Annotated in this window: 23 protein-coding genes; 16 read left to right on the forward strand and 7 right to left on the reverse strand. The window is 69.9% G+C overall.

The window, feature by feature from the left end; translation table 11 throughout:
- Nucleotides 1-6: 6 nt before the first annotated feature.
- Nucleotides 7-483, reverse strand: a complete 477-nt coding sequence (locus tag OG206_RS20385) for an SsgA family sporulation/cell division regulator (RefSeq protein WP_327118108.1) — start codon at nucleotides 481-483, stop codon at nucleotides 7-9.
- A 216-nt stretch (nucleotides 484-699) separates the two neighbouring features.
- Between OG206_RS20385 and OG206_RS20390 the strand changes: the two genes are divergently transcribed.
- Nucleotides 700-2,211 carry an RDD family protein gene (locus OG206_RS20390; protein ID WP_327118110.1) on the forward strand — a complete coding sequence of 504 codons (1,512 nt, stop codon included), beginning with the start codon at nucleotides 700-702 and terminating at the stop codon, nucleotides 2,209-2,211.
- A gap of 89 nt (nucleotides 2,212-2,300) precedes the next feature.
- Entirely contained in the window at nucleotides 2,301-2,951 is a 651-nt protein-coding gene (locus tag OG206_RS20395) for an RDD family protein (RefSeq protein ID WP_327118112.1), read from the forward strand.
- Nucleotides 2,952-2,961: 10 nt separating this feature from the next.
- On the opposite strand, the gene OG206_RS20400 is transcribed toward OG206_RS20395, so the two are convergent.
- Nucleotides 2,962-3,261 (reverse strand): hypothetical protein, encoded by a 300-nt coding sequence (locus OG206_RS20400; protein ID WP_327118114.1) that lies wholly within the window; start codon nucleotides 3,259-3,261, stop codon nucleotides 2,962-2,964.
- Between the two features lie 379 nt (nucleotides 3,262-3,640).
- Here OG206_RS20400 and OG206_RS20405 point away from each other — a divergent pair, with 379 nt between their 5' ends.
- Together OG206_RS20405 and OG206_RS20410 are read left to right on the forward strand one after the other, a co-directional pair.
- On the forward strand, nucleotides 3,641-6,040 hold the full coding sequence (locus OG206_RS20405) for an immune inhibitor A domain-containing protein (RefSeq protein WP_327118116.1): 2,400 nt from the start codon (nucleotides 3,641-3,643) through the stop codon (nucleotides 6,038-6,040).
- A 122-nt stretch (nucleotides 6,041-6,162) separates the two neighbouring features.
- Complete coding sequence (locus OG206_RS20410) at nucleotides 6,163-6,507, forward strand: hypothetical protein (protein WP_327118118.1); 345 nt, start codon at nucleotides 6,163-6,165, stop codon at nucleotides 6,505-6,507.
- A gap of 52 nt (nucleotides 6,508-6,559) precedes the next feature.
- Here the strand turns inward: OG206_RS20410 and OG206_RS20415 are convergent, their stop codons facing one another.
- Nucleotides 6,560-7,144, reverse strand: a complete 585-nt coding sequence (locus OG206_RS20415; protein WP_327118120.1) for an isochorismatase family protein — start codon at nucleotides 7,142-7,144, stop codon at nucleotides 6,560-6,562.
- A 233-nt stretch (nucleotides 7,145-7,377) separates the two neighbouring features.
- Nucleotides 7,378-8,706: a nicotinate phosphoribosyltransferase gene (locus OG206_RS20420; RefSeq protein WP_327118122.1), complete on the reverse strand. Its 1,329-nt coding sequence runs from the start codon at nucleotides 8,704-8,706 to the stop codon at nucleotides 7,378-7,380.
- A gap of 88 nt (nucleotides 8,707-8,794) precedes the next feature.
- Here OG206_RS20420 and clpS point away from each other — a divergent pair, with 88 nt between their 5' ends.
- From clpS to OG206_RS20455, 7 genes are all read left to right on the forward strand, one after another.
- Nucleotides 8,795-9,103 (forward strand): ATP-dependent Clp protease adapter ClpS, encoded by a 309-nt coding sequence (clpS, locus tag OG206_RS20425; RefSeq protein ID WP_031100168.1) that lies wholly within the window; start codon nucleotides 8,795-8,797, stop codon nucleotides 9,101-9,103.
- A 47-nt stretch (nucleotides 9,104-9,150) separates the two neighbouring features.
- On the forward strand, nucleotides 9,151-9,738 hold the full coding sequence (locus OG206_RS20430) for a DUF2017 domain-containing protein (protein WP_327118126.1): 588 nt from the start codon (nucleotides 9,151-9,153) through the stop codon (nucleotides 9,736-9,738).
- A gap of 303 nt (nucleotides 9,739-10,041) precedes the next feature.
- The gene (locus tag OG206_RS20435) at nucleotides 10,042-11,472 is read left to right on the forward strand and encodes an amino acid permease (RefSeq protein ID WP_327118128.1); all 1,431 of its coding nucleotides are present in this window, start codon (nucleotides 10,042-10,044) and stop codon (nucleotides 11,470-11,472) included.
- A gap of 111 nt (nucleotides 11,473-11,583) precedes the next feature.
- On the forward strand, nucleotides 11,584-12,018 hold the full coding sequence (locus OG206_RS20440) for a M67 family metallopeptidase (RefSeq protein WP_327118130.1): 435 nt from the start codon (nucleotides 11,584-11,586) through the stop codon (nucleotides 12,016-12,018).
- A 120-nt stretch (nucleotides 12,019-12,138) separates the two neighbouring features.
- Nucleotides 12,139-12,252 carry a putative leader peptide gene (locus OG206_RS20445; protein WP_327118132.1) on the forward strand — a complete coding sequence of 38 codons (114 nt, stop codon included), beginning with the start codon at nucleotides 12,139-12,141 and terminating at the stop codon, nucleotides 12,250-12,252.
- Between the two features lie 114 nt (nucleotides 12,253-12,366).
- Nucleotides 12,367-12,645, forward strand: coding sequence for a MoaD family protein (locus tag OG206_RS20450; protein ID WP_327118133.1), 279 nt, complete (start codon nucleotides 12,367-12,369; stop codon nucleotides 12,643-12,645).
- Nucleotides 12,645-13,595 carry a PLP-dependent cysteine synthase family protein gene (locus OG206_RS20455; protein ID WP_327118135.1) on the forward strand — a complete coding sequence of 317 codons (951 nt, stop codon included), beginning with the start codon at nucleotides 12,645-12,647 and terminating at the stop codon, nucleotides 13,593-13,595. Before OG206_RS20450 ends, OG206_RS20455 begins: the two co-directional genes overlap by 1 nt.
- A gap of 90 nt (nucleotides 13,596-13,685) precedes the next feature.
- On the opposite strand, the gene OG206_RS20460 is transcribed toward OG206_RS20455, so the two are convergent.
- Complete coding sequence (locus OG206_RS20460) at nucleotides 13,686-14,156, reverse strand: type II toxin-antitoxin system PemK/MazF family toxin (protein WP_327118137.1); 471 nt, start codon at nucleotides 14,154-14,156, stop codon at nucleotides 13,686-13,688.
- 171 nt (nucleotides 14,157-14,327) lie between these two features.
- Here OG206_RS20460 and OG206_RS20465 point away from each other — a divergent pair, with 171 nt between their 5' ends.
- Entirely contained in the window at nucleotides 14,328-15,080 is a 753-nt protein-coding gene (locus OG206_RS20465) for an MBL fold metallo-hydrolase (protein WP_327118139.1), read from the forward strand.
- A 77-nt stretch (nucleotides 15,081-15,157) separates the two neighbouring features.
- Here OG206_RS20465 and OG206_RS20470 read toward each other — a convergent pair whose 3' ends face one another.
- Together OG206_RS20470 and OG206_RS20475 are read right to left on the reverse strand one after the other, a co-directional pair.
- Complete coding sequence (locus tag OG206_RS20470) at nucleotides 15,158-16,426, reverse strand: PTS transporter subunit EIIC (protein ID WP_327118141.1); 1,269 nt, start codon at nucleotides 16,424-16,426, stop codon at nucleotides 15,158-15,160.
- Between the two features lie 239 nt (nucleotides 16,427-16,665).
- Nucleotides 16,666-17,925, reverse strand: coding sequence for a PTS transporter subunit EIIC (locus tag OG206_RS20475; protein WP_327118143.1), 1,260 nt, complete (start codon nucleotides 17,923-17,925; stop codon nucleotides 16,666-16,668).
- A gap of 182 nt (nucleotides 17,926-18,107) precedes the next feature.
- Here OG206_RS20475 and OG206_RS20480 point away from each other — a divergent pair, with 182 nt between their 5' ends.
- From OG206_RS20480 to rdgB, 4 genes are all read left to right on the forward strand, one after another.
- Nucleotides 18,108-18,380: a glucose PTS transporter subunit EIIB gene (locus tag OG206_RS20480; RefSeq protein WP_078597797.1), complete on the forward strand. Its 273-nt coding sequence runs from the start codon at nucleotides 18,108-18,110 to the stop codon at nucleotides 18,378-18,380.
- A 124-nt stretch (nucleotides 18,381-18,504) separates the two neighbouring features.
- Nucleotides 18,505-19,242 carry a ribonuclease PH gene (gene rph, locus OG206_RS20485; protein ID WP_327118147.1) on the forward strand — a complete coding sequence of 246 codons (738 nt, stop codon included), beginning with the start codon at nucleotides 18,505-18,507 and terminating at the stop codon, nucleotides 19,240-19,242.
- A gap of 101 nt (nucleotides 19,243-19,343) precedes the next feature.
- The gene (locus OG206_RS20490) at nucleotides 19,344-19,733 is read left to right on the forward strand and encodes a hypothetical protein (protein ID WP_327118149.1); all 390 of its coding nucleotides are present in this window, start codon (nucleotides 19,344-19,346) and stop codon (nucleotides 19,731-19,733) included.
- A gap of 66 nt (nucleotides 19,734-19,799) precedes the next feature.
- The gene (gene rdgB, locus OG206_RS20495; RefSeq protein ID WP_327118151.1) at nucleotides 19,800-20,402 is read left to right on the forward strand and encodes an RdgB/HAM1 family non-canonical purine NTP pyrophosphatase; all 603 of its coding nucleotides are present in this window, start codon (nucleotides 19,800-19,802) and stop codon (nucleotides 20,400-20,402) included.
- The last annotated feature ends 40 nt before the right edge of the window (nucleotides 20,403-20,442 follow it).

Below are 20,442 nucleotides of genomic sequence, written 5' to 3' on the forward strand. Positions count from 1 at the left end.
CCGCCGTCAGGCATCACCGTCCGGGGTCTCGTCCTGGGACCAGGGATCACTCATCCACAGGTCGTCGGCCGGGAGCGGGGCGAGCAGTTCGGCGAGGGCGCCGTCCAGGCCGAGCAGGGTGCTCTCGGTGCCCGGCGGAACCACCCGCAGGGTGCGTTCCACCCAGGCGGTCACCGCGACGGACGGCACCTCCAGCAGGGCGTTCCCGTCGGGCGAGGTGAGGGCGAAACAGATGACGGCCCGGTCACCGACCTTGGTCGGCCAGATCCGTACGTCGCCGTGCCCGCACGGCCGGAACACCCCTTCCACCAGCAGTTCCCGGGCGAAAGTCCAGTGCACGGGGGAGTCGGAGCCGATGTGGAAGACGATGTGCACCGCGTACGGGTCGTCGGTGACGTAGGAGAGGCGGGCGGGCACGGGGACGGACCGTTCGGGCGACAGGACCAGCTTCACTTCCAGCTCGCGTTCCACGGCGTTCTGCATGAGGGTGCACGACCTTCCGATGCTCGTGGGCCCGGTCCCGTGACCGGCCCGCACGGGGAGAGAGCGCCCTCCCGGACGTCTATGACGCGACTTCCCAGAAAAACTTCCCCCGACCTGGAAAGTGGTCCAAACGACTGGACCGGCCCGGGGGTGCTCGGTGGTCTGATAGATGTGGACCCTTGTATTGAGGACTCGAAGAGATACGGGACCACGGTGATGAGCGCCCCAACCCCGGCACCCGGTGACGAACGCCCCAGCGAGGGGTACTACCCCGACCCGTCCATTCCCGGATACGTCCGGTACTGGAACGGCGCTTCCTGGGTCCCCGGCACGAGCCGGCCCGCACCCGCCCAGAGCGTGACGGACCCCGCGCCGCAGCCCGCCGCACCGGCGGACGCGGCTCCGCGGCGTCCGGCCGCCCCGGTCGAGGAGACCGGGCCGATGTACTTCGACGAGGTGCGGGGGACGGCCGGCGCCGACGGTGTGCGGGGGACCGCCACCGGCGGGCCCGACGCCCCCGGGCGGCCCCTGCCCGCGTCCGCGTGGCAGGCGGACACCTCCCGGCAGACCGGCTTCGGCGGGGACCGGGACCGCCTCGTCTCGTGGGGCGGCCAGGATCCGCGTACGCCCGACCCCTCGGTCCCCGCCTCTTCCGCGCAGCCCGCGCCCCCGGCCGACCGGGCGCCTGCCGGCCCCGCCCCGGCCGACGCTCCCGATCCGACACGGGGCGCCCTGCCGGGCATGCGTGACGGCGGTCCCGCCGGCCGTCGGCAGGAGCCCGGCGAGGCCCCCTCGGGCGGCGGGGCCGCCGTCGGCGCGACGGGGCCGGGCGCGGCGGCCCGCGCCCCGGGCCCTCGTGAGGAGGGCCCGGTGCGCGCCGACGGGACGATGGCGATCCGCGCGGTCCGGCCCGGCGCCACCACGCAGCCCTCCGCCCCGGCTCCGGCTCCGCAGCAGGCGCGGCCCTCCGCGCCGCAGACACCGCACGCCCCGCAGGCGCCGGGACTGAACACGCCTCTGACACCCGGCCCCGGTGGAGGCTCCGCGTCCTGGGCACAGCAGGCACACCAGCTCGCGCGGCCGGAGCAGACCGCCCGGCCGGAGCAGGCTGCCCGTCCGCTGCAGCCGCGCCCCCAGAGCCCGATGCCGTCCCAGCAGCAGGGCGGCCGTCCCGAGCAGCAGCCCGTCGTGCCCTGGAAGCCGCCGGCGGACGATCCCTTCCAGCAGCTGGCGCGTGCTCAGGCATCCGCCCGGCCCGCCGGGCTCGGCAGGCGGCTGGCCGCGCGCCTCGTCGACACGGTCGTCCTGGGGGCGCTCGTCGGAGCGGTCGCGCTTCCGCTGGTCACCCGCGCCATGGAGCACATCGACCGGAAGATCGAGGCGGCCGAGCAGTCCGGCGAGACGGTCACCGTCTGGTTGCTGGACTCCACCACGGCCGGCCTGTTCGGCGGGGTGCTCGCCGCGTTCCTGGTGCTCGGCTTCGTCCTGGAGGCCCTGCCCACCGCCAAGTGGGGCCGGACGCTGGGCAAGCGGCTGTGCGGTCTCGAGGTGCGTGACATCGAGTCCCACGGTTCGCCCTCCCTGGGCGCCGCCCTGCGCCGCTGGCTGGTCTACGGAGTGCTGGCTCTCGTCGTCGTCGGCGTGGTCAATGTGCTCTGGTGCCTGGTCGACCGGCCGTGGCGTCAGTGCTGGCACGACAAGGCGGCCCGCACGTTCGTCGCGGGCTGAGACCGGTCGTACGCCCGTGTGCTGACGGGCCGTCCCCCGAAAGCACCTCAGCCGTTGCGGGGCACGGCCGACCGGGGTGCACTGCCCCCATGAGTAACGAACCACCGCCTCCGCCGCCGGGGCAGCCGCCCGGGGACGACCCCTTCTCCAAGCGGCCGCCGCAGGGGCCACCGCCCGGTTCGCCCTACGGCGGAGGGCCGCCACCGCCTCCGCCGCCGAACGACCCCTACGGCGGCGGTCCCTACGGCGGCGCCGATCCGCTGGCGGGCATGCCGCCGCTCGCGGAACCGGGCAGGCGGATCCTGGCGCGGCTGATCGACTTCCTCATCATCTCGATCCCGCTGTACCTGATCTCGCTGCCCTGGGGCGGGGCGGTCGACGTCTCGGACGACGACGACGACTTCGGCAACGCCGTCGGGGACGCCTACAGCGGGCATCAGCTGGTCTGGTCGCTGATCGCGCTCGTGCTGTACGTCGCCTACGACACGTACTTCACGCACAAGGACGGCCGGACGCCGGGCAAGCGGCTGCTGAAGATGCGCGTGGCGATGCTCAACGACGGATCCGTGCCGGACACCAGTTCCTCGTTGATGCGGGCCGCGGTGCTGTGGGTCCCGGCGCTGCTGTGCTGTCCGTGCCTGTGGTGGCTGATCAACATCGTACTGATGTTCACCAGCAAGCCCTACCGGCAGACCCTTGAGGACAAGGCGGGCAGGACGGTGGTCGTCAGTACGCGCTGAGACGCGCTGTTCAGCGGTGCAGCGAGTGCTCGCCGACGTGCTCGCGCCGCGCGGTTGCCAGCTCGATGTCCTCGACGGTGCGGTGCGTCCGGGCGGCGGCGGCCGAGGGTGCCGTGAGCTTCGGGGTCCTCTTCGCGCGGGTGGGCAGCGGCACGGTCAGGGCGACCAGGATGCCCAGCGCCAGCGCGGCGGCGCAGACGGCGGCGACCCCGATGCCGGACTCCGTGCCGGACAGGAGCAGCATGGCGAACGCCGAGAAGACGACGGTGGCCGAACCGTAGGAGAACTGAGCGGCAGTCGGATGCGGCATGGCGGTATCCGTCCTCGGGGCGTCGTATGGGGAAGTCGCTCAACACGTTCGCACTGTCAATCGACTCTACGACGGTGGATGCCCGTGGGGGACCGGTAGTAAGCGTGACCTTACCCACGGTACCGGTGCACGGGGGGCGCACGGAGTCACGTTGTCGACGGCGGCGGGACTCGGCGCGCCGGTCGGGCGGGCAGCCGGCCCGGATGCCCGTCCGGATAGCGGAACCGGGCTCCCATATAGTGCACTTGGCCTACGCAAGTCAAGATCTGTCTTTTCTCTCATAACTCCGATCGAATGTCGTCACTTGTGACGCGTTAATCGCGCGCGGCTCCGATTCACTCCAGGCCGCGGACGCGAACGCCGGGGAGGACTGCATCAAGTGACCACTCAGAGACGAGCGCTGCGCGCCACCGCGGTAGCCGTGGCCCTGGCCGCCACCGCCGCGACGGCATCCGCCTTCGCCACCGCGCAGGCGTATGACGGGGCGTCGGCATCCGGCGCCTCCAGCGTCGACCGGCGCGACCCCGCGCCGGTCAAGGCGCACGAGCACGACCTGGAAGGCCCCTTCAGCAAGGAGCAGGACGCACAGCGTCAGGCCGCGCTGGAGCAGGTGCTGTCCGGGGACAAGAAGGTGACCACCCGAGGCGGCTCCAAGGTCGTCCAGCTCGGCAAGAGCAAGTACGTCGAGCTCGGCCGGGAGAAGACCGACAAGATCTTCACCATCCTCGTGGAGTTCGGCGACAAGGTCGACAACACCACGATGTTCGACCCGGACGGCGAGGGCCCCAAGCCGCCCGTCAAGAAGTACGCCGGCACGCCCGGCCCCCTGCACAACAAGATAGCCAAGCCGGACCCGAAGAAGGACAACAGCACCGCCTGGCAGGCCGACTACAACCAGGCCCACTTCCAGGAGCTGTACTTCGGTCAGGGCGCGGGCAAGGACTCCCTCAAGACGTACTACGAGAAGACGTCCTCCGGGCGCTACTCGGTCGACGGCGAGGTCTCCGACTGGGTCAAGGTCCCGTACAACGAGGCCCGCTACGGCTCGGACTACTGCGGCCAGACCAACTGCGCCAACGTCTGGGACACCGTCCGCGACGGCGTCAACGCCTGGGCCGCGGACCAGAAGGCCAAGGGCCGCACACCGGCCCAGATCAAGGCCGACCTGGCGCAGTACGACGAGTGGGACCGTTACGACTTCGACGGCGACGGCAACTTCAACGAGCCCGACGGCTACATCGACCACTTCCAGCTGGTCCACGCCGGCGAGGACCAGTCCGCGGGTGGCGGAGCCCAGGGCTCCGACGCCATCTGGGCGCACCGCTGGTACGCCTACGGCACCAACGCCGGCGCGACGGGCCCCGCGAACAACAAGGCCGGTGGCGCCGAGATCGGTGACACGGGCATCTGGGTCGGTGACTACACCGCGCAGCCCGAGAACGGCGGCCTGGGCGTCTTCGCCCACGAGTACGCCCACGACCTGGGCCTCCCGGACCTGTACGACACCTCCGGCGGCGGCGAGAACTCGGTCGGCTTCTGGTCCCTCATGTCGGCGGGCTCCTGGCTCGGCACCGGCAAGGGCCAGATCGGCAACCTCCCCGGCGACATGACCGCCTGGGACAAGCTGCAGCTGGGCTGGCTCGACTACGACAAGGCCAAGGCCGCGACGGCGTCGACCCACAAGCTGGGTGTCTCGGAGTACAACACCAAGGACAAGCAGGCGCTCGTCGTCGAGCTTCCCGACAAGGAAGTCACCACCACCGTGGCGAAGCCCGCCGAGGGCTCGAAGCAGTGGTGGAGCGACATGGGCGACGACCTGTCGAACACCCTGACCCGCTCGGTCGACCTGACCGGCAAGACGTCCGCCTCGCTGGACCTGTCCGGCTGGTACGACATCGAGGCCGACTACGACTACCTCTACACCGAGGTCTCGGACAACGGCGGCTCCTCCTGGACCGCGCTCGACGGCACGGCGGACGGCATGGCCATCCCGCGTGACGCCAGCGACAAGCCGGCCCTGACCGACGTCTCCGGCGCGGTCAAGAAGCTCTCGTACCCGCTGAACGCCTACGCGGGCAAGAAGATCGACCTGCGCTTCCGCTACCAGACGGACGGCGGCGCGGGCGGCAAGGGCTTCACCGCCGACGCCATCACCGTCACCGCCGACGGCGCCGTGCTCTTCACGGACAACGCCGAGGGCGACGACAACGGCTGGACCGCCAAGGGCTTCTCGCGGATCGGTGAGTCGTTCACCAACGACTACCCGCAGTACTACCTCGCCGAGAACCGCCAGTACGTCTCGTACGACAAGACCCTCGAGGTCGGCCCGTACAACTTCGGCTTCTCCGCCAGCCGTCCGGACTGGGTCGAGCACTACGCGTACCAGAACGGCCTGATGGTGTGGCTGTGGGACACCTCCCAGAAGGACAACAACACCTCGGTCCACCCGGGCCAGGGTCTGATCCTTCCGGTGGACTCCCACGCCAAGCCGCTGAAGTGGACCAACGGCTCGCTCCTGCGCAACAAGATCCAGCCCTTCGACGCGCCGTTCAGCTGGTACCCGAACAAGGGCTTCACGCTGCACAACGCGGACGTGGCGCTGAAGATCAAGCCGTCGCTGGGCGTCCCGGCCTTCGACGACCGCAAGGGCACCTACTGGTACAAGGAGAACCCGACGGGAAGTGTCAAGGTTTCTGACACCAACACCCGGATCTCCATCGTCGGCGAGCCGCGCGACGGCTCCACGATGACGGTCAAGGTCGGCCCCTCGGGCAAGTAGTCGACAAAACTGCAGGTCACAGCTTGATCGGCCGTCGCCCTCTAGCGGGCGGCGGCCGATCGTGTTTAGGTGCGTCCTACCGGATCCTTATTGACGCGAAGTCTTACGGGGGAGCGCGAAGCATGGCAGGCGGAGGTTTCTGCAGGTTGCCCAACGGCACGGTGGTGGTGGCACTGGCGCTGAACAGACCGGCGGACGGAGCCGGACCGGGAGGACCCGTGCGGGTCCTCGTCCACGCGGCGAACCGGGCGCGCGCCCTGACCAGGCTGCGCAACCTCGGACTGCGCGCCGTCTACCTCCGGGGCAACTCCCACCCGCCCACCCCGGACGAGATAACGGCGGTCCTGCACCACCCGGACGGGTTGCTGTGGCGGACCGCGCCGCAGGCCGGGCAGGAGCTCTGGCACCCCATACGGGCGCTCCTGGGCTCCTCCGGATACGCGGGGCCGGCCCGCCCGGCCGCCTGAGCGCGGGCCCCACCCGGGACGGCGGGGCCGGCGCCCCGGCCGTCCGGGCAGGTCAGACGACCGGCTTGCCCGACAGCTCCACGCCCGCGGTACGCATCTCGCCCAGGGCCCGCTCCGTCGTCGCCTCGGCGACACCGGCGGTCAGGTCCAGCAGGACGTGCGTGGCGAAGCCCTCCCGGGCGGCGTCCAGGGCCGTGGCGCGCACGCAGTGGTCCGTGGCGATGCCGACGATGTCGACGGCCGTCACCGACCGGTCCCGCAGCCACTGGGCGAGCCCGGTGCCGTTCTCGTCGACGCCCTCGAAGCCGCTGTAGGCGGCTGCGTGGGCACCCTTGTCGAACACGGTGTCGATCGCGCCGGAGGCGACGGCCGGGGCGAAGTTCGGGTGGAAGCCCACGCCCTCCGTGCCGGCGACGCAGTGCGGCGGCCAGGAGCGCTCGAAGTCCGGGGACGCGGAGAAGTGGTCGCCCGGATCGATGTGGTGATCACGGGTGGCCACCACATGGCTGTACCCGGGCTGGGCTTCGCCGATCAGGTCGGTGATGGCGGCGGCGACATCGGCGCCGCCCGCCACCGCGAGGCTGCCGCCCTCGCAGAAGTCGTTCTGAACGTCAACGACGATCAAGGCGCGATGCATGACGGTTGTCCTTCGGTGGGGGTCCGGCGGTTGCTGTGGACTGGGACGGTGGGGATGACATCGAGCCTAGAGACTCGGCGCACCCTGCGGGAGGGGGCGCACACGTCGGCTCTCCCTCCCCGGCGCGCCCCGCCCGGCGGGACCGGCTCCGGCGGCCCGATCCCCTCGGGCCCCTCCGGCGGCCCGGGCAGGCCTCACGCCCGCCCCGTGGGTCACTCTCGTACCCCGCCGCCTCAGACGTACTCCGTGGGCAGTACGGGCTCCCCGCGCGACAGCTGCATCGCCGACATCGGCAGTCCCGCGCGTGCCGTGATGTGCCGCTCCCGTGCCGCCTCCAGTGGCTCCCGGGCGACCACCTCGCCACCCCTGACGAGCTCCACCAGGAGCTGCCTGTCCGCGAGCTCGTCCGGCACCTCACCCGTGCCGATCACCTCGGCCTCGGCGACGCCGTACTCGTCCAGCCGGCGTGCCGCCCACTTGCGGCCGCCTCTCGACGACTTCGCGCCCATCGACTTCTTCGCCACCGGCAGCACAGGGTCCGCCTGATCGGCCGACCGCGCACGCGCCACCAGCTTGTAGACCATGGAGCACGTGGGGTGGCCGCTGCCGGTGACCAGCTGCGTCCCCACGCCGTAGGCGTCGACCGGCGCGGCGGCCAGTGAGGCGATGGCGTACTCGTCCAGGTCGGAGGTCACCACGATCTTCGTCTCCGTGGCCCCCAGCTCGTCGAGCTGCTGCCGGACGCGGTGAGCGACGAGCAGCAGGTCGCCCGAGTCGATGCGCACGGCGCCGAGCTCCGGCCCCGCGACCTCCACCGCCGTGCGCACGGCCTCGGCCACGTCGTAGGTGTCCACCAGCAGCGAGGTGCCCCGGCCCAGTGAGTCCACCTGTGCCTGGAAGGCGTCGCGCTCACTGTCGTGCAGCAGGGTGAAGGCGTGCGCGCTCGTCCCGACGGTCGGAATGTTGTAGCGGAAGCCCGTCGCGAGGTCCGAGGTGGTGTGGAAGCCGCCGACGTACGCGGCGCGGGCCGCCGCCACCGCCGACAGCTCGTGCGTGCGCCGGGCGCCCATCTCGATGAGCCGCCGGCCGCTCGCCGCGGCCGACATCCGGGACGCGGCCGCCGCGATCGCCGAGTCGTGGTTCAGGATCGACAGGATCACGGTCTCCAGCAGCACGCACTCGGCGAAGGAGCCCTCGACCCGCAGGAGCGGCGAGCCCGGGAAGTACACCTCGCCCTCCGGGTAGCCCCAGATGTCGCCGCTGAAGCGGTAGTCGGCCAGCCAGTCGACGGTGGCCGCGTCCACGATCTTCTGGTCGCGCAGGAAGGCGAGCATCTCCTCGTCGAAGTGGAAGTTCTCCACCGCGTCCAGTACGCGTCCGGTTCCCGCCACCACGCCGTAGCGGCGGCCCTCGGGGAGGCGCCGGGTGAAGGCCTCGAAGACGGAGCGCCGGTCCGCGGTGCCCGCCTTCAGTGCGGCCTGCACCATGGTGAGCTCGTACTGGTCGGTGAAGAGCGCGGTCGACGGCACACCGACCCGTCGCCCAAGGTCCGCTGAGTTCATGCCGGGGATGCTACTCCCTATTCGTCAAAGTGACGAGATGGGGGCGCCGTTTGTGCGCCTGCCCCTCCCTGGTGGCAGCATGGGGTAGGTGAGCGTTGCTGCCCCCGTAGAGATCGAACGTCCCGAATCGGCCGAGGAGACCTTCGCCGTCCCCGAGCCCGACGTCCCCTGGGTGACGCTGGTGCACAACGACCCGGTGAACCTCATGAGCTACGTGACCTACGTCTTCCAGGCCTACTTCGGCTACTCGAAGGACAAGGCGCACAAGCTGATGCTCGACGTCCACCAGAAGGGCCGCGCGGTCGTCTCCAGCGGAAGCCGCGAAGAGATGGAACGCGACGTACAGGCCATGCACGGCTATGGGCTCTGGGCCACCCTGACCCAGGACCGGAACTGACCCGTCGCCCCCTTCCCCCTCCGCCCGACCCACTCATCGGAGAACTCATGGCCGGCCACTTCGAGGCCAACCCAGGCGGCGGCGCGTCCGTCGCGCTCGACGAGGTCGAGGTCGCCATCCTGCGCTCCCTCGCCGTGCAACTGCTCGAACTGATCGGCCCGGGCGACGAGCCCGCCGAGGGCGAGGACCCTCTCGCCGCCCTCTTCGCCGAGGGACCCAGTGAACCGCCCTCGGACCCGGCCCTCGCCCGGCTCTTCCCGGAGGCCTACGGCGACGCGGACAAGGAGCTGCGCGAGGCGTCCGCCGAGTTCCGCCGCTTCACCGAGAACGACCTGCGCACCCGCAAGCGCGAGGACGCCCTCGCCGTCGTGCGGTCGCTGGACGCGCTCGCGCCCGTGGCCGACAGCGGTGCCGTACTCACCCTCACCGGTGACGAGTGCCACCACTGGCTCGGCTCGCTCAACGACCTCCGGCTCACCATCGGCACCCGGCTGGAGGTCTCGGACGAGGACGAGGGCCAGGACGGATCGCTCTACCGGCTGCCCGACGAAGACCCGCGCAAGCCGATGGTGATGGCCTATCTCTGGCTCGGTGCGCTCCAGGAAACACTCGTCGAAACCCTGATGCACGACTGAGGCCCTGCGGGTTCGCTCAACGGATGCTCAAATCCGAATAACGATCCCGTCACCTGAATGGCGTTCTTTGCAGTGCCTGGAAACGCTTGTCCGCTTTTTCCTGTGGTGTGCGCCACATAATGTCCGTCGGCCCCGCCGGGCGACCGTGATAAATCTTCACGACCGCCCGGGGACGCCACCCCTGTTCCCGGGGGCGCTACAAGCCGGCCGAACGCCGGCGGCACTCCATCCATATCCGGGGGGATCAGGACCTGATCCGACGCCGACGACGGCGCGGATCGGCGTGGAGAAAGGCGCACCACCATGACATCGGCGCAGGTCGACAACGGACAGGCGGACGGCCCGAAGGCCGTCGACGCCCCGGCGGGCGAGGGCTACCAGCGTGGCCTCGGAGCCCGCCAGATCCAGATGATCGCCATCGGCGGAGCCATCGGCACGGGACTCTTCCTCGGCGCGGGCAAGGCCATCGACAGGGCCGGCCCCAGCCTCATCCTGGCGTACGCCATCGCGGGCCTGGTCATCTTCTTCATCATGCGCGCCCTGGGCGAACTCCTCATGTACCGCCCGGTGTCCGGCTCCTTCTCGGAGTACGCACGCGAATTCCTCGGCCCCTTCTTCGGATTCGTGACCGGATGGACGTACTGGCTGTTCTGGGTCGTCACCGGTATCACCGAAGTCACCGCCGCGGCCACCTATATGACGTACTGGTGGGATATCCCGCAATGGCTGTCGGCACTCGTGTTCACCTTCATTCTGTACGGCGCCAACCTGATCTCGGTGAAGCTCTTCGGCGAGCTCGAGTTCTGGTTCTCGATGGTCAAGGTCACCGCGATCCTCGGCATGATCCTCATCTGTGCCGGCGTGCTCACGATCGGCTTCTCCGACGCCGGTGACACGGCGACCGTCGCCAACCTGTGGAACGACGGCGGCTTCTTCCCCGAAGGCATCAGCGGCACGCTGATGACCCTCCAGATCGTCATGTTCGCCTTCCTCGCCGTCGAACTCGTCGGCGTCACCGCGGGCGAGTCCAAGGACCCGAAGACGGTCCTGCCGAAGGCCATCAACACCGTGCCGTGGCGCATCGCCGTCTTCTACGTCGGCGCGCTGATCATGATCCTGTCCGTGGTCCCGTGGAGCACCTTCAAGCCGGGCGTCTCCCCGTTCGTCGCCGCGTTCCAGGAGATGGGCCTCGGCGTCGGGGCCGCGATCGTCAACTTCGTGGTGCTCACCGCCGCGCTCTCCTCCTGCAACTCCGGCATGTACTCCACCGGCCGCATGCTGCGCGACCTCGCCCTCAACGGCCAGGGCCCGAAGGCCTTCACCAAGCTGACGAAGAACGGCCTCCCGCTGATCGGCACCACCGCCTCCGCCGCACTCATGCTCGTCGGCGTCTGGATCAACTACCAGTGGCCCGGCGACGCGTTCACCTACGTCGTCTCCTTCGCGACCATCTCCGGCATGTGGGCCTGGATCATGATCCTGGTCTGCCAGATCCGCTACCGCGCCAAGGCCGACCGCGGTGAGCTCCCGCAGTCCACCTTCAAGGCACCGGGCGCGCCCATCACCAGCTGGTTCGCCCTCGCGTTCATCGGCCTCGTGATCATCATGATGGCCGTCGACAAGGACGCCAGGATCTCGCTGTACTGCGCACCGCTGTGGGGCCTCATCCTGGGCGTCTCCTACCTGGTGCTCAAGGCCCGCAACCCCGACAACAAGGCCTTCGCCAAGCGCTGACCGGCGCGACGGCAGCCCCGGGACACCGCCGCCCCAACGGCCACGTCCGGCATACGGGCCCCCGCGTACCACTCCTCGGTACGCGCGGGCCCGTCTGCTTATCCTGGCGCCATGCTGACCCTCACCCAGGCGCTCCACGACCAGATCGTCGCGCACGCCCGCGCCGACCACCCCGACGAGGCGTGCGGAGTGGTCGCGGGCCCGGCCGGGACGGGCCGCGCCGAACGCTTCGTCCCCATGCTCAACGCCGCGCGCTCGCCCACGTTCTACGAGTTCGACTCCGGGGACCTGCTGAAGCTCTACCGCGAGATGGACGACCGCGACGAGGAGCCGGTGATCATCTACCACTCCCACACCGCGACCGAGGCCTACCCCTCGCGCACCGACCTCACCTACGCCAACGAGCCCGGCGCCCACTACGTGCTGGTCTCCACCGCCGACACCGACGGCGCGGGCCCCTTCCAGTTCCGCTCGTACCGCATCGTCGACGGCGCGATCACCGAGGAAGAGGTCCAGGTCGTGGAGGCGTACCCCACCACCGCCTGACACCCCGGGGGCGGCGCCGGAAGCGCCGCCCCCGCCCCGGTGTCCGACTGTTGAACGCTCACCATCCACCATGTGGGATCACACTCCGGATTCCCGGTGGGGAATCGATACGATGAGCCCATGGTTCCCCATGACGTGAGCGACAAGACGCCGGGCATGCTGCTCGTCGCGCGGCTGCACGTCGACCTGTGCAGGCTGTGCAGCGCGATGTGTCCGGCCGCGGGCTGCCCGTGAACCGCCCGGCCTGAGCCGCGGCCCGAGCGCCACCACGTACGCACCACCCCCGCGCGGGGGGCCGTCACACGCGCGCCCCACGCCACGTCCCCGCATCCGACAGGAGCCCACGCCATGGCCATCGAGGTCCGCATCCCGACCATCCTCCGCACCTACACCGACGGCGCCAAGGCGGTCGAGGGCAGCGGGGAGACCATCGCCGACCTCCTCGCCGACCTGGAGAGCCGCCACACCGGCATCCGTGAGCGCATCGTCGACGGTGACCAGCTGCGCCGCTTCGTGAACGTCTACCTCAACGACGAGGACGTCCGCTTCCTCGACGGCATCTCCACCAAGCTCACCGACGGCGACAACGTCACCATCCTCCCGGCCGTCGCCGGCGGCATGCGCTGATGCGGTACGACTCCCCGCTCGCGGCGGTGGGCAACACGCCCCTCGTCCGCCTGCCGCGGCTGTCCCCGTCCGACGACGTCCGGATCTGGGCCAAGCTCGAGGACCGCAACCCCACCGGCTCGATCAAGGACCGCCCCGCCCTCCACATGGTCGAACAGGCCGAGAAGGACGGCCGGCTGACACCCGGCTGCACCATCCTCGAACCGACCAGCGGCAACACCGGCATCTCACTCGCCATGGCGGCCAGGCTCAAGGGCTACCGCATCGTGTGCGTCATGCCGGAGAACACCTCGCAGGAACGGCGCGACCTCCTCACCATGTGGGGCGCGGAGATCATCCCGTCCCCCGCCGCGGGAGGCTCCAACACGGCCGTACGCGTGGCCAAGGAGCTCGCCGCCGAACACCCCGACTGGGTCATGCTCTACCAGTACGGGAATCCCGACAACGCGGGCGCCCACTACGCGACCACCGGCCCGGAGATCCTTGCCGACCTCCCGTCCGTCACCCACTTCGTGGCCGGCCTCGGCACCACCGGAACCCTCATGGGCGTCGGGCGCTACCTGCGGGAGAACAAGCCCGACGTCAGCATCGTCGCCGCGGAACCGCGCTACGACGACCTCGTCTACGGCCTGCGCAACCTCGACGAGGGCTTCGTCCCCGAGCTCTACGACGCGTCCGTGCTCACCACCCGCTTCTCCGTCGGCTCCACCGACGCCGTCACCCGCACCCGCGAGCTCCTCCAGCAGGAGGGCATCTTCGCGGGCGTCTCCACCGGCGCCGCGCTCCACGCCGCGATCGGCGTCGGCCGGAAGGCCGTCAAGGCGGGGGAGAGTGCGGACATCGTCTTCGTCGTCGCCGACGGCGGCTGGAAGTACCTCTCCACCGGTGTCTACACCGCCCCCACGACCGAGGCCGCGATCGAGACGCTGCACGGCCAGCTCTGGGCGTGACACCGGCCGGCACACGAACGGGCCCCCGGACCACCGGAACCTCAGGAGGCGTGAGGCGGGAAGTGCGACCCGCCCCACGCCTCCCGTGCGTCACCCCAGACCGCGCACCCGGTCCCACAGCCCCGGGTCCACCTCACCGGCCTTGCGGCGGAACGCCGACACCGCCACGTCCCGCAGCTCGTCCGTCTCCAGGAAACTCTGCCGCCCACGCGCGTCCCCCACCGCACCCCGCGGCAACGCGATCACTCCCGGCCGCTCCTCGTGATGCTTACTGGTGATCTTGGCGACGACCGCCGTGCCACCCCGCACCGACAGCACCAGACACGGCCGGTCCTTCGACCCGGGCCCGTCCTCGTACGGCACGTCGGCCCACCAGATCTCCCCGGGCCGCGGCTCACCGTGCGGCCGCCCCCTCTTCCGCTCCGGAGCCCGCCCCGGAGGACGGCTCCGCCCGCCCGGCCGCCGCGGACCACGCCCGCCCCGGCCCCGCGCATCGGAGACGGACGCCACGAGCGCCAGCAGGACCACGGCGGCCAGTGCCGCCCACCACCACGTGTTCATCCCCCGACCGTACCCGCGCCCCACGACCCCCGGTCTTCCATCGAACCGGTGACAGCACAGGTGAGTTCCCCCACAACGGCAGGCCATGGAGGAGCGACCGCCTGTTTCGCGCCTTAGGCTCGACGGACCGCACGAACCCTCCCCGTCCCACGCCTCGGAGGTTCACGCTCCATGAAGCTCACCGTCGTCGGCTGCTCCGGCTCGTTCCCCTCCACGGGATCGGCATGCTCGAGCTACCTCGTAGAGGCCGACGGCTTCCGGCTGCTCCTCGACATGGGCAACGGTGCCCTTGGCGAGCTGCAGCGCCATGTCGGTCTCTATGACCTCGACGCCATCTTCCTCAGCCACCTCCATGCCGACCACTGCATCGACATGTGCGCGTACTTCGTCGTCCGCTACTACCGCTTCGACGGCGGCAGACCCGCCGTGATCCCCGTGTACGGACCCGAGGGAACCGAAGGGCGCCTGACCACGGCTCACGCCGACACCCCGTCCGACCATGCCATGAGCGAGGTCTTCGACTTCCACACGCTGAAGTCCGGATCGTTCGAGATCGGCCCCTTCTCGGTCCGTACGGAGAAGGTCTGCCACCCGGTCGAGACCTTCGGCATCCGCATCGAGCACGAGGGCCGCACCCTCACGTACTCGGGTGACACGGGCACCTGCGAGGCGCTGGCCGAACTGGCCGAGGGAGCCGACCTGTTCCTCTGCGAAGCATCGTTCGTCCATGGCAAGGAGGACATCCCGGACCTCCACCTCAACGGCCGGGAAGCGGGCGAGTACGCCGCGCGCGCCGGAGCGGGCCGCCTCGTCCTCACCCACATCCCGCCGTGGACGGACGCCGCACGCAACCTCTCCGACGCCCGCGAGGTCTACGACGGCCCGGTGGAGCTGGCGGTACCCGGAGCGGTGTACGAGGTCTGAGACGCCGGCCCCACGCACGACGAAGCCCCCACCTCCCGTCGCGGGAGGTGGGGGCTTCTCGATGCGTCCGCCAGGGCTTACGCCTTGGTGAGGTCCTCGACCTCTTCCTCGGGCTCACGGCCCGGGGTGGTGAGGTTGAACTTCGTGATGGCGAAGCGGAAGACCACGTAGTAGATCACGGCGAAGACCAGGCCGATGGGGATGATCATCCACGGCTTCGTCGCCAGGTTCCAGTTCAGGAAGTAGTCGATCGCGCCGGCGGAGAAGCTGAAGCCGTGGTGCACGCCCAGGCCCCACGTGACGGCCATCGACACGGCGGTCAGCACCGCGTGGATGACGTACAGCAGCGGCGCGATGAACATGAACGCGAACTCGATCGGCTCCGTGATGCCGGTGACGAACGAGGTCAGCGCCAGGGACATCATCATGCCGCCCACGGCCTTGCGGCGTTCGGGCCGGGCCGTGTGCGTGATCGCCAGAGCGGCGGCGGGCAGCGCGAACATCATGATCGGGAAGAAGCCGGACATGAACTGACCGGCCGTGGGGTCACCGTGGAAGAAGCGCGGAAGGTCGCCGTGCCACGTGCCGCCGGCGGAGTCCTTGAAGGAACCGATCTCCTGCCAGGCCACCGTGTTCACGAACTGGTGCATGCCGACCGGCAGAAGCGCACGGTTGACGACACCGAAGATGCCGGCACCGACGGCGCCCAGACCCGTCATCCACTCACCGAAGTTGGTGATGAGGTCACCGATCGGCTCCCAGAGCAGACCGAAGAGAACACCCATGATGGTGCCGACGAAGGCCATGATGATCGGGACGAGGCGGCGGCCGTTGAAGAAGCCGAGCCAGTCCACCAGCTTGGTGCGGTGGTAGCGCTGCCAGATGACGGCGGCCAGGAGGCCCATGATGATGCCGCCGAAGACCTTGGGGTCGTTGTACGTCGCGGCGACGTCGACACCCTTGTTGGCTGTGGTGTTCACGACGGCGTCGGAGGTCGGGAACGCGGTCAGCACGTTCTTGTAGACCAGGAAGCCGACCAGAGCGGCGAGCGCGGTGGAACCGTCGGCCTTCTTGGCGAAGCCGATGGCTATGCCGACGCAGAACAGCAGCGGCAGGTTCGCGAAGACCGCGTCACCGGCGGTAGCGAAGACCGTGGCGACCTTCCCCCAGCCGAGGCCCTCCTCCCCGAAGACATCGGGCTGGCCGAGGCGGAGCAGGATGCCCGCCGCAGGCAGGACGGCGATCGGCAGCTGGAGGCTGCGCCCGATCTTCTGCAGGCCCTGGAACACGCCGGCACCCCGCTTCTTCGCGGGAGCCGCCGGGGCGGCAGCGGTATCCGTACTCATGAACTTCCTCCGGTAAGGCAAGGCGTCGCCGGGGACGGGTTACCGGGGAGGCGACGACTTGAGGAACGCGGCGGAGAGACAGCCGCGTGGTCTGGACCACTCAGTGGTGTAGACCAGTTTTAGCACGGTGAGGGTGAGATAAGGAACCTGCAAATCCGTAGCCCCGACGCCACCCTGGGTGACACGGCGAAGGCCCTCGGACCGGTGGGTCCGAGGGCCTTGCGGAAGGGGAGGGGCCTCTACCTGGTGAGGTCGTCCTCCGTCTTCCTCTCCTCCTCCGCGGGCTCCCGCCCGGGGGTCTGGAGATTGAACTTGGTGATCGCGAACCGGAAGATCACATAGTAGATCACCGCGAAGCACAGCCCGATCGGGACGATCAGCCACGGTTTGGTGTCCAGGTGCCAGTTGACGACGTAGTCGATCAGTCCCGCCGAGAAACTGAAGCCCGCGTGCACACCGAACGCCCACGTGACGCCCATCGAGACGCCGGTCAGGATGGCGTGCACCCCGTACAGCAGCGGAGCGACGAACAGGAACGAGAACTCGATCGGCTCCGTCACGCCCGTCACGAACGACGTCAGTGCCACGGAGAGCATGAGCCCGGACACCTCCTTGCGCCGCTCCGGCCGCGCGGTGTGCGCGATGGCGAGGGCGGCGGCGGGAAGGCCGAACATGAAGATCGGGAAGAAGCCCGAGGTGAACTGGCCCGCCGATGGGTCCCCGGCGAAGAACCGGGAGATGTCGCCCTGGACGGTCGCCCCGTCCGCGCCGGTGAACTCACCCGCCTGGAACCAGAAGAACGTGTTCAGGAACTGGTGCATGCCGATCGGGATCAGCAGCCGGTTCGCGAACCCGAAGATCGCCGCGCCCCAGGCGCCCAGATCGATCAGTTGCTTGGCGAACCAGGTCAGCGCGTCACCGACCGGCTGCCAGAGGAGGCCGAACAGCGTGCCCAGGATCACACAGAGGAACGCCATCAGGATCGGTACGAGGCGGCGGCCGTTGAAGAAGCCCAGCCAGTCGACCAGCTTGGTGCGGTGGTAGCGCTGCCAGACGACCGCGGTCAGCAGGCCGATGATGATGCCGCCGAGGACCCCCGGGTTCTGCGGCGTCCCGGCGGGCAGCGCCTCGGTCACCGTCCCGTCGACCGGGAACGCCGTCAGCACGCCCCGGTAGACGAGGAATCCGACGACCGCCGCGAGTGCGGTCGAGCCGTCCGCCTTCTTCGCGAAACCGATGGCCACACCGATGCAGAACAGCAGGGGCAGGCCCAGGTCGCCGTTGAGGATCGCCCCGCCGCCGTTGAGGAGGACCTTGGCGAACTTGTCCCAGAAGGCGCCGTGCAGCGAGGAGCCGAAGAGGTTGCCGAGGCTGACCAGGAGGCCGGCGGCGGGCAGGACGGCCACCGGCAGCTGCAGGCTGCGGCCCACCTTCTGCAAACCCTGGACCGGCCCGTTCCACCACTGCCGCTGCGGTACTGCCGCCGCGCTCGAACTCATCGGCTTCCTCCCGGAACAAGCCTGGTTTGGCGGTCGTTGGAAACTGGTGTAGACCAGTTGCGATACGGTGCGGAGCCCTGCCGGAAGGCAGGGTGTCGGTGATCGTCATCATTGGGGACCGTCCGGTTACCCGCCCGTGAAGTTGGGCCAACCGTGCGTTACCGTGACGAAACGGACCCACGGTGGGCCGCCCCACGCACGCACAGACCAGGGAGAAGGACATGGCCAGCAAGGCTGAGAAGATCGTCGCCGGGCTCGGCGGTATCGAGAACATCGACGAGATCGAAGGCTGCATCACCCGCCTCCGCACCGAGGTCCACGACCCCAGCAAGGTCGACGAAGCCGCGCTCAAGGCCGCCGGAGCCCATGGCGTCGTCAAGATGGGCACCGCGATCCAGGTCGTCATCGGCACCGACGCCGACCCCATCGCCGCCGACATCGAAGACATGATGTGACCGGCTGACACCACCGGCCCACCCGAACCCACGCGCAGGCCCCGCTCCGCCCCCGACCGGCCGGGAGCAGGGCCTGCCGTGCACCCGAACAGACCCCGCGCCCGCAGCCGATAGGCTCGACGCCATGTCTCGCATCGACGGCCGCACCCCCGAACAGCTCCGCCCCGTCACCATCGAACGCGGATGGAGCAAGCACGCCGAAGGCTCCGTACTCGTCTCCTTCGGCGACACCAAGGTCTTCTGTACGGCCTCCGTCACCGAAGGCGTCCCCCGCTGGCGCAAAGGCAGCGGCGAAGGCTGGGTCACCGCCGAGTACTCCATGCTTCCCCGCTCCACCAACACCCGCGGCGACCGTGAATCCGTGCGCGGCAAGATCGGCGGCCGCACCCACGAGATCAGCCGCCTCATCGGCCGCTCCCTGCGCGCGGTGATCGACTACAAGGCCCTCGGCGAGAACACCATCGTCCTCGACTGCGACGTCCTCCAGGCCGACGGCGGCACCCGCACGGCCGCCATCACCGGTGCCTACGTCGCCCTCGCCGACGCCATCGCCTGGGCCCAGGGCAAGAAGATCATCAAGCACGGCCGCAAGCCCCTCACCGGCACCGTCGCCGCCATCAGCGTCGGCATCGTCGACGGCACCCCCCTCCTCGACCTCTGCTACGAGGAAGACGTCCGCGCCGAGACCGACATGAACGTCGTCTGCACCGGCGACGGCCGCTTCGTCGAGGTGCAGGGCACCGCCGAGGCCCAGCCCTTCGACCGCAGCGAACTCGACGCCCTCCTGGACCTCGCCACCGCGGGCTGCGTCGACCTGGCCAAGCTCCAGGAAGAAGCCCTCGCCCGCACACTCGGCGAGTAAAGAAGCAACCAAAAGCGCAGCGCACAGCGTCGTAACGAGCACGGGCGCACGGGTCGAACCGTGCGTCCGTCCACGTATCCGCTCCGGGGAGGGACCGCACCATGGCCTCGCGCCGCCACCACCGCACCGCACTCGCCGTCACGGCCACCCTGCTGACGCTCACCGCCGCGGCAGGCTGCGGCGCCGTCGACAAGGCCCTCGACTGCGTACGCACCGCCGACGCCATCGCCACCAGCGTCAACAGTCTCCAGCAGGCGATATCCAACGCTTCCAACGACCCCACGCAGGCATCGGAAGCCCTGGACCAGATCGACAAGGACCTCAAGGACCTCGGCGACACCACTGACAACGCCGATCTCAGCAAGGCGGTCGACGACCTCCAGGCCGGCGTGACCAACGTCCGCGACTCCCTCGACAAGGGCGACGCCACCCCCGACATCACCCCCGTCACGGACGCGGCCGCCGAGATCGGCAAGGTCTGCACCCCCTGACCGGAGACGCCCCCACCCCGTCGCAGGGAGGGCCGCACCCCGTCGACAGGCGGCGATAATCGAGGCATGACGCGCCTGATCCTCGCCACCCGCAACGCCGGGAAAATCACCGAACTCCACGCGATCCTCGCCGACGCGGGCCTGACCCACGACCTCGTCGGCGCGGATGCGTACCCGGACATCCCCGACGTCAAGGAAACCGGCGTCACCTTCGCCGAGAACGCACTCCTCAAGGCACACGCCCTGGCCCGGGCCACCGGCCACCCGGCCATCGCGGACGACTCCGGACTGTGCGTCGACGTGCTCGGCGGCGCCCCCGGGATCTTCTCCGCCCGCTGGTCCGGCACCCACGGCGACGACCGGGCCAACCTGGACCTGCTCCTCGCCCAGCTCGGCGACATCGACGCCCCCCACCGCGGCGCCTATTTCGCCTGCGCCGCCGCCCTGGCCCTGCCCGACGGCACGGAACGCGTGGTCGAGGGCCGCCTCAACGGCACCCTGCGCCACACCCCGGCCGGCACGCACGGCTTCGGCTACGACCCGATCCTCCAGCCGGACGACGAGACCCGCACGTGCGCCGAGCTCACCCCGGCGGAGAAGAACGCGATCAGCCACCGGGGGAAGGCGTTCCGGGCGCTGGTGCCGGTGGTGCGGGAGCTGGTGGGCTGAGACCCGCCTCGCCACAGACCGAGAGGGGCCCACCCACGGT

Origin of the sequence: Streptomyces sp. NBC_01341 (genome assembly GCF_035946055.1) — a bacterium.
In the GTDB taxonomy this organism is placed as follows: domain Bacteria; phylum Actinomycetota; class Actinomycetes; order Streptomycetales; family Streptomycetaceae; genus Streptomyces.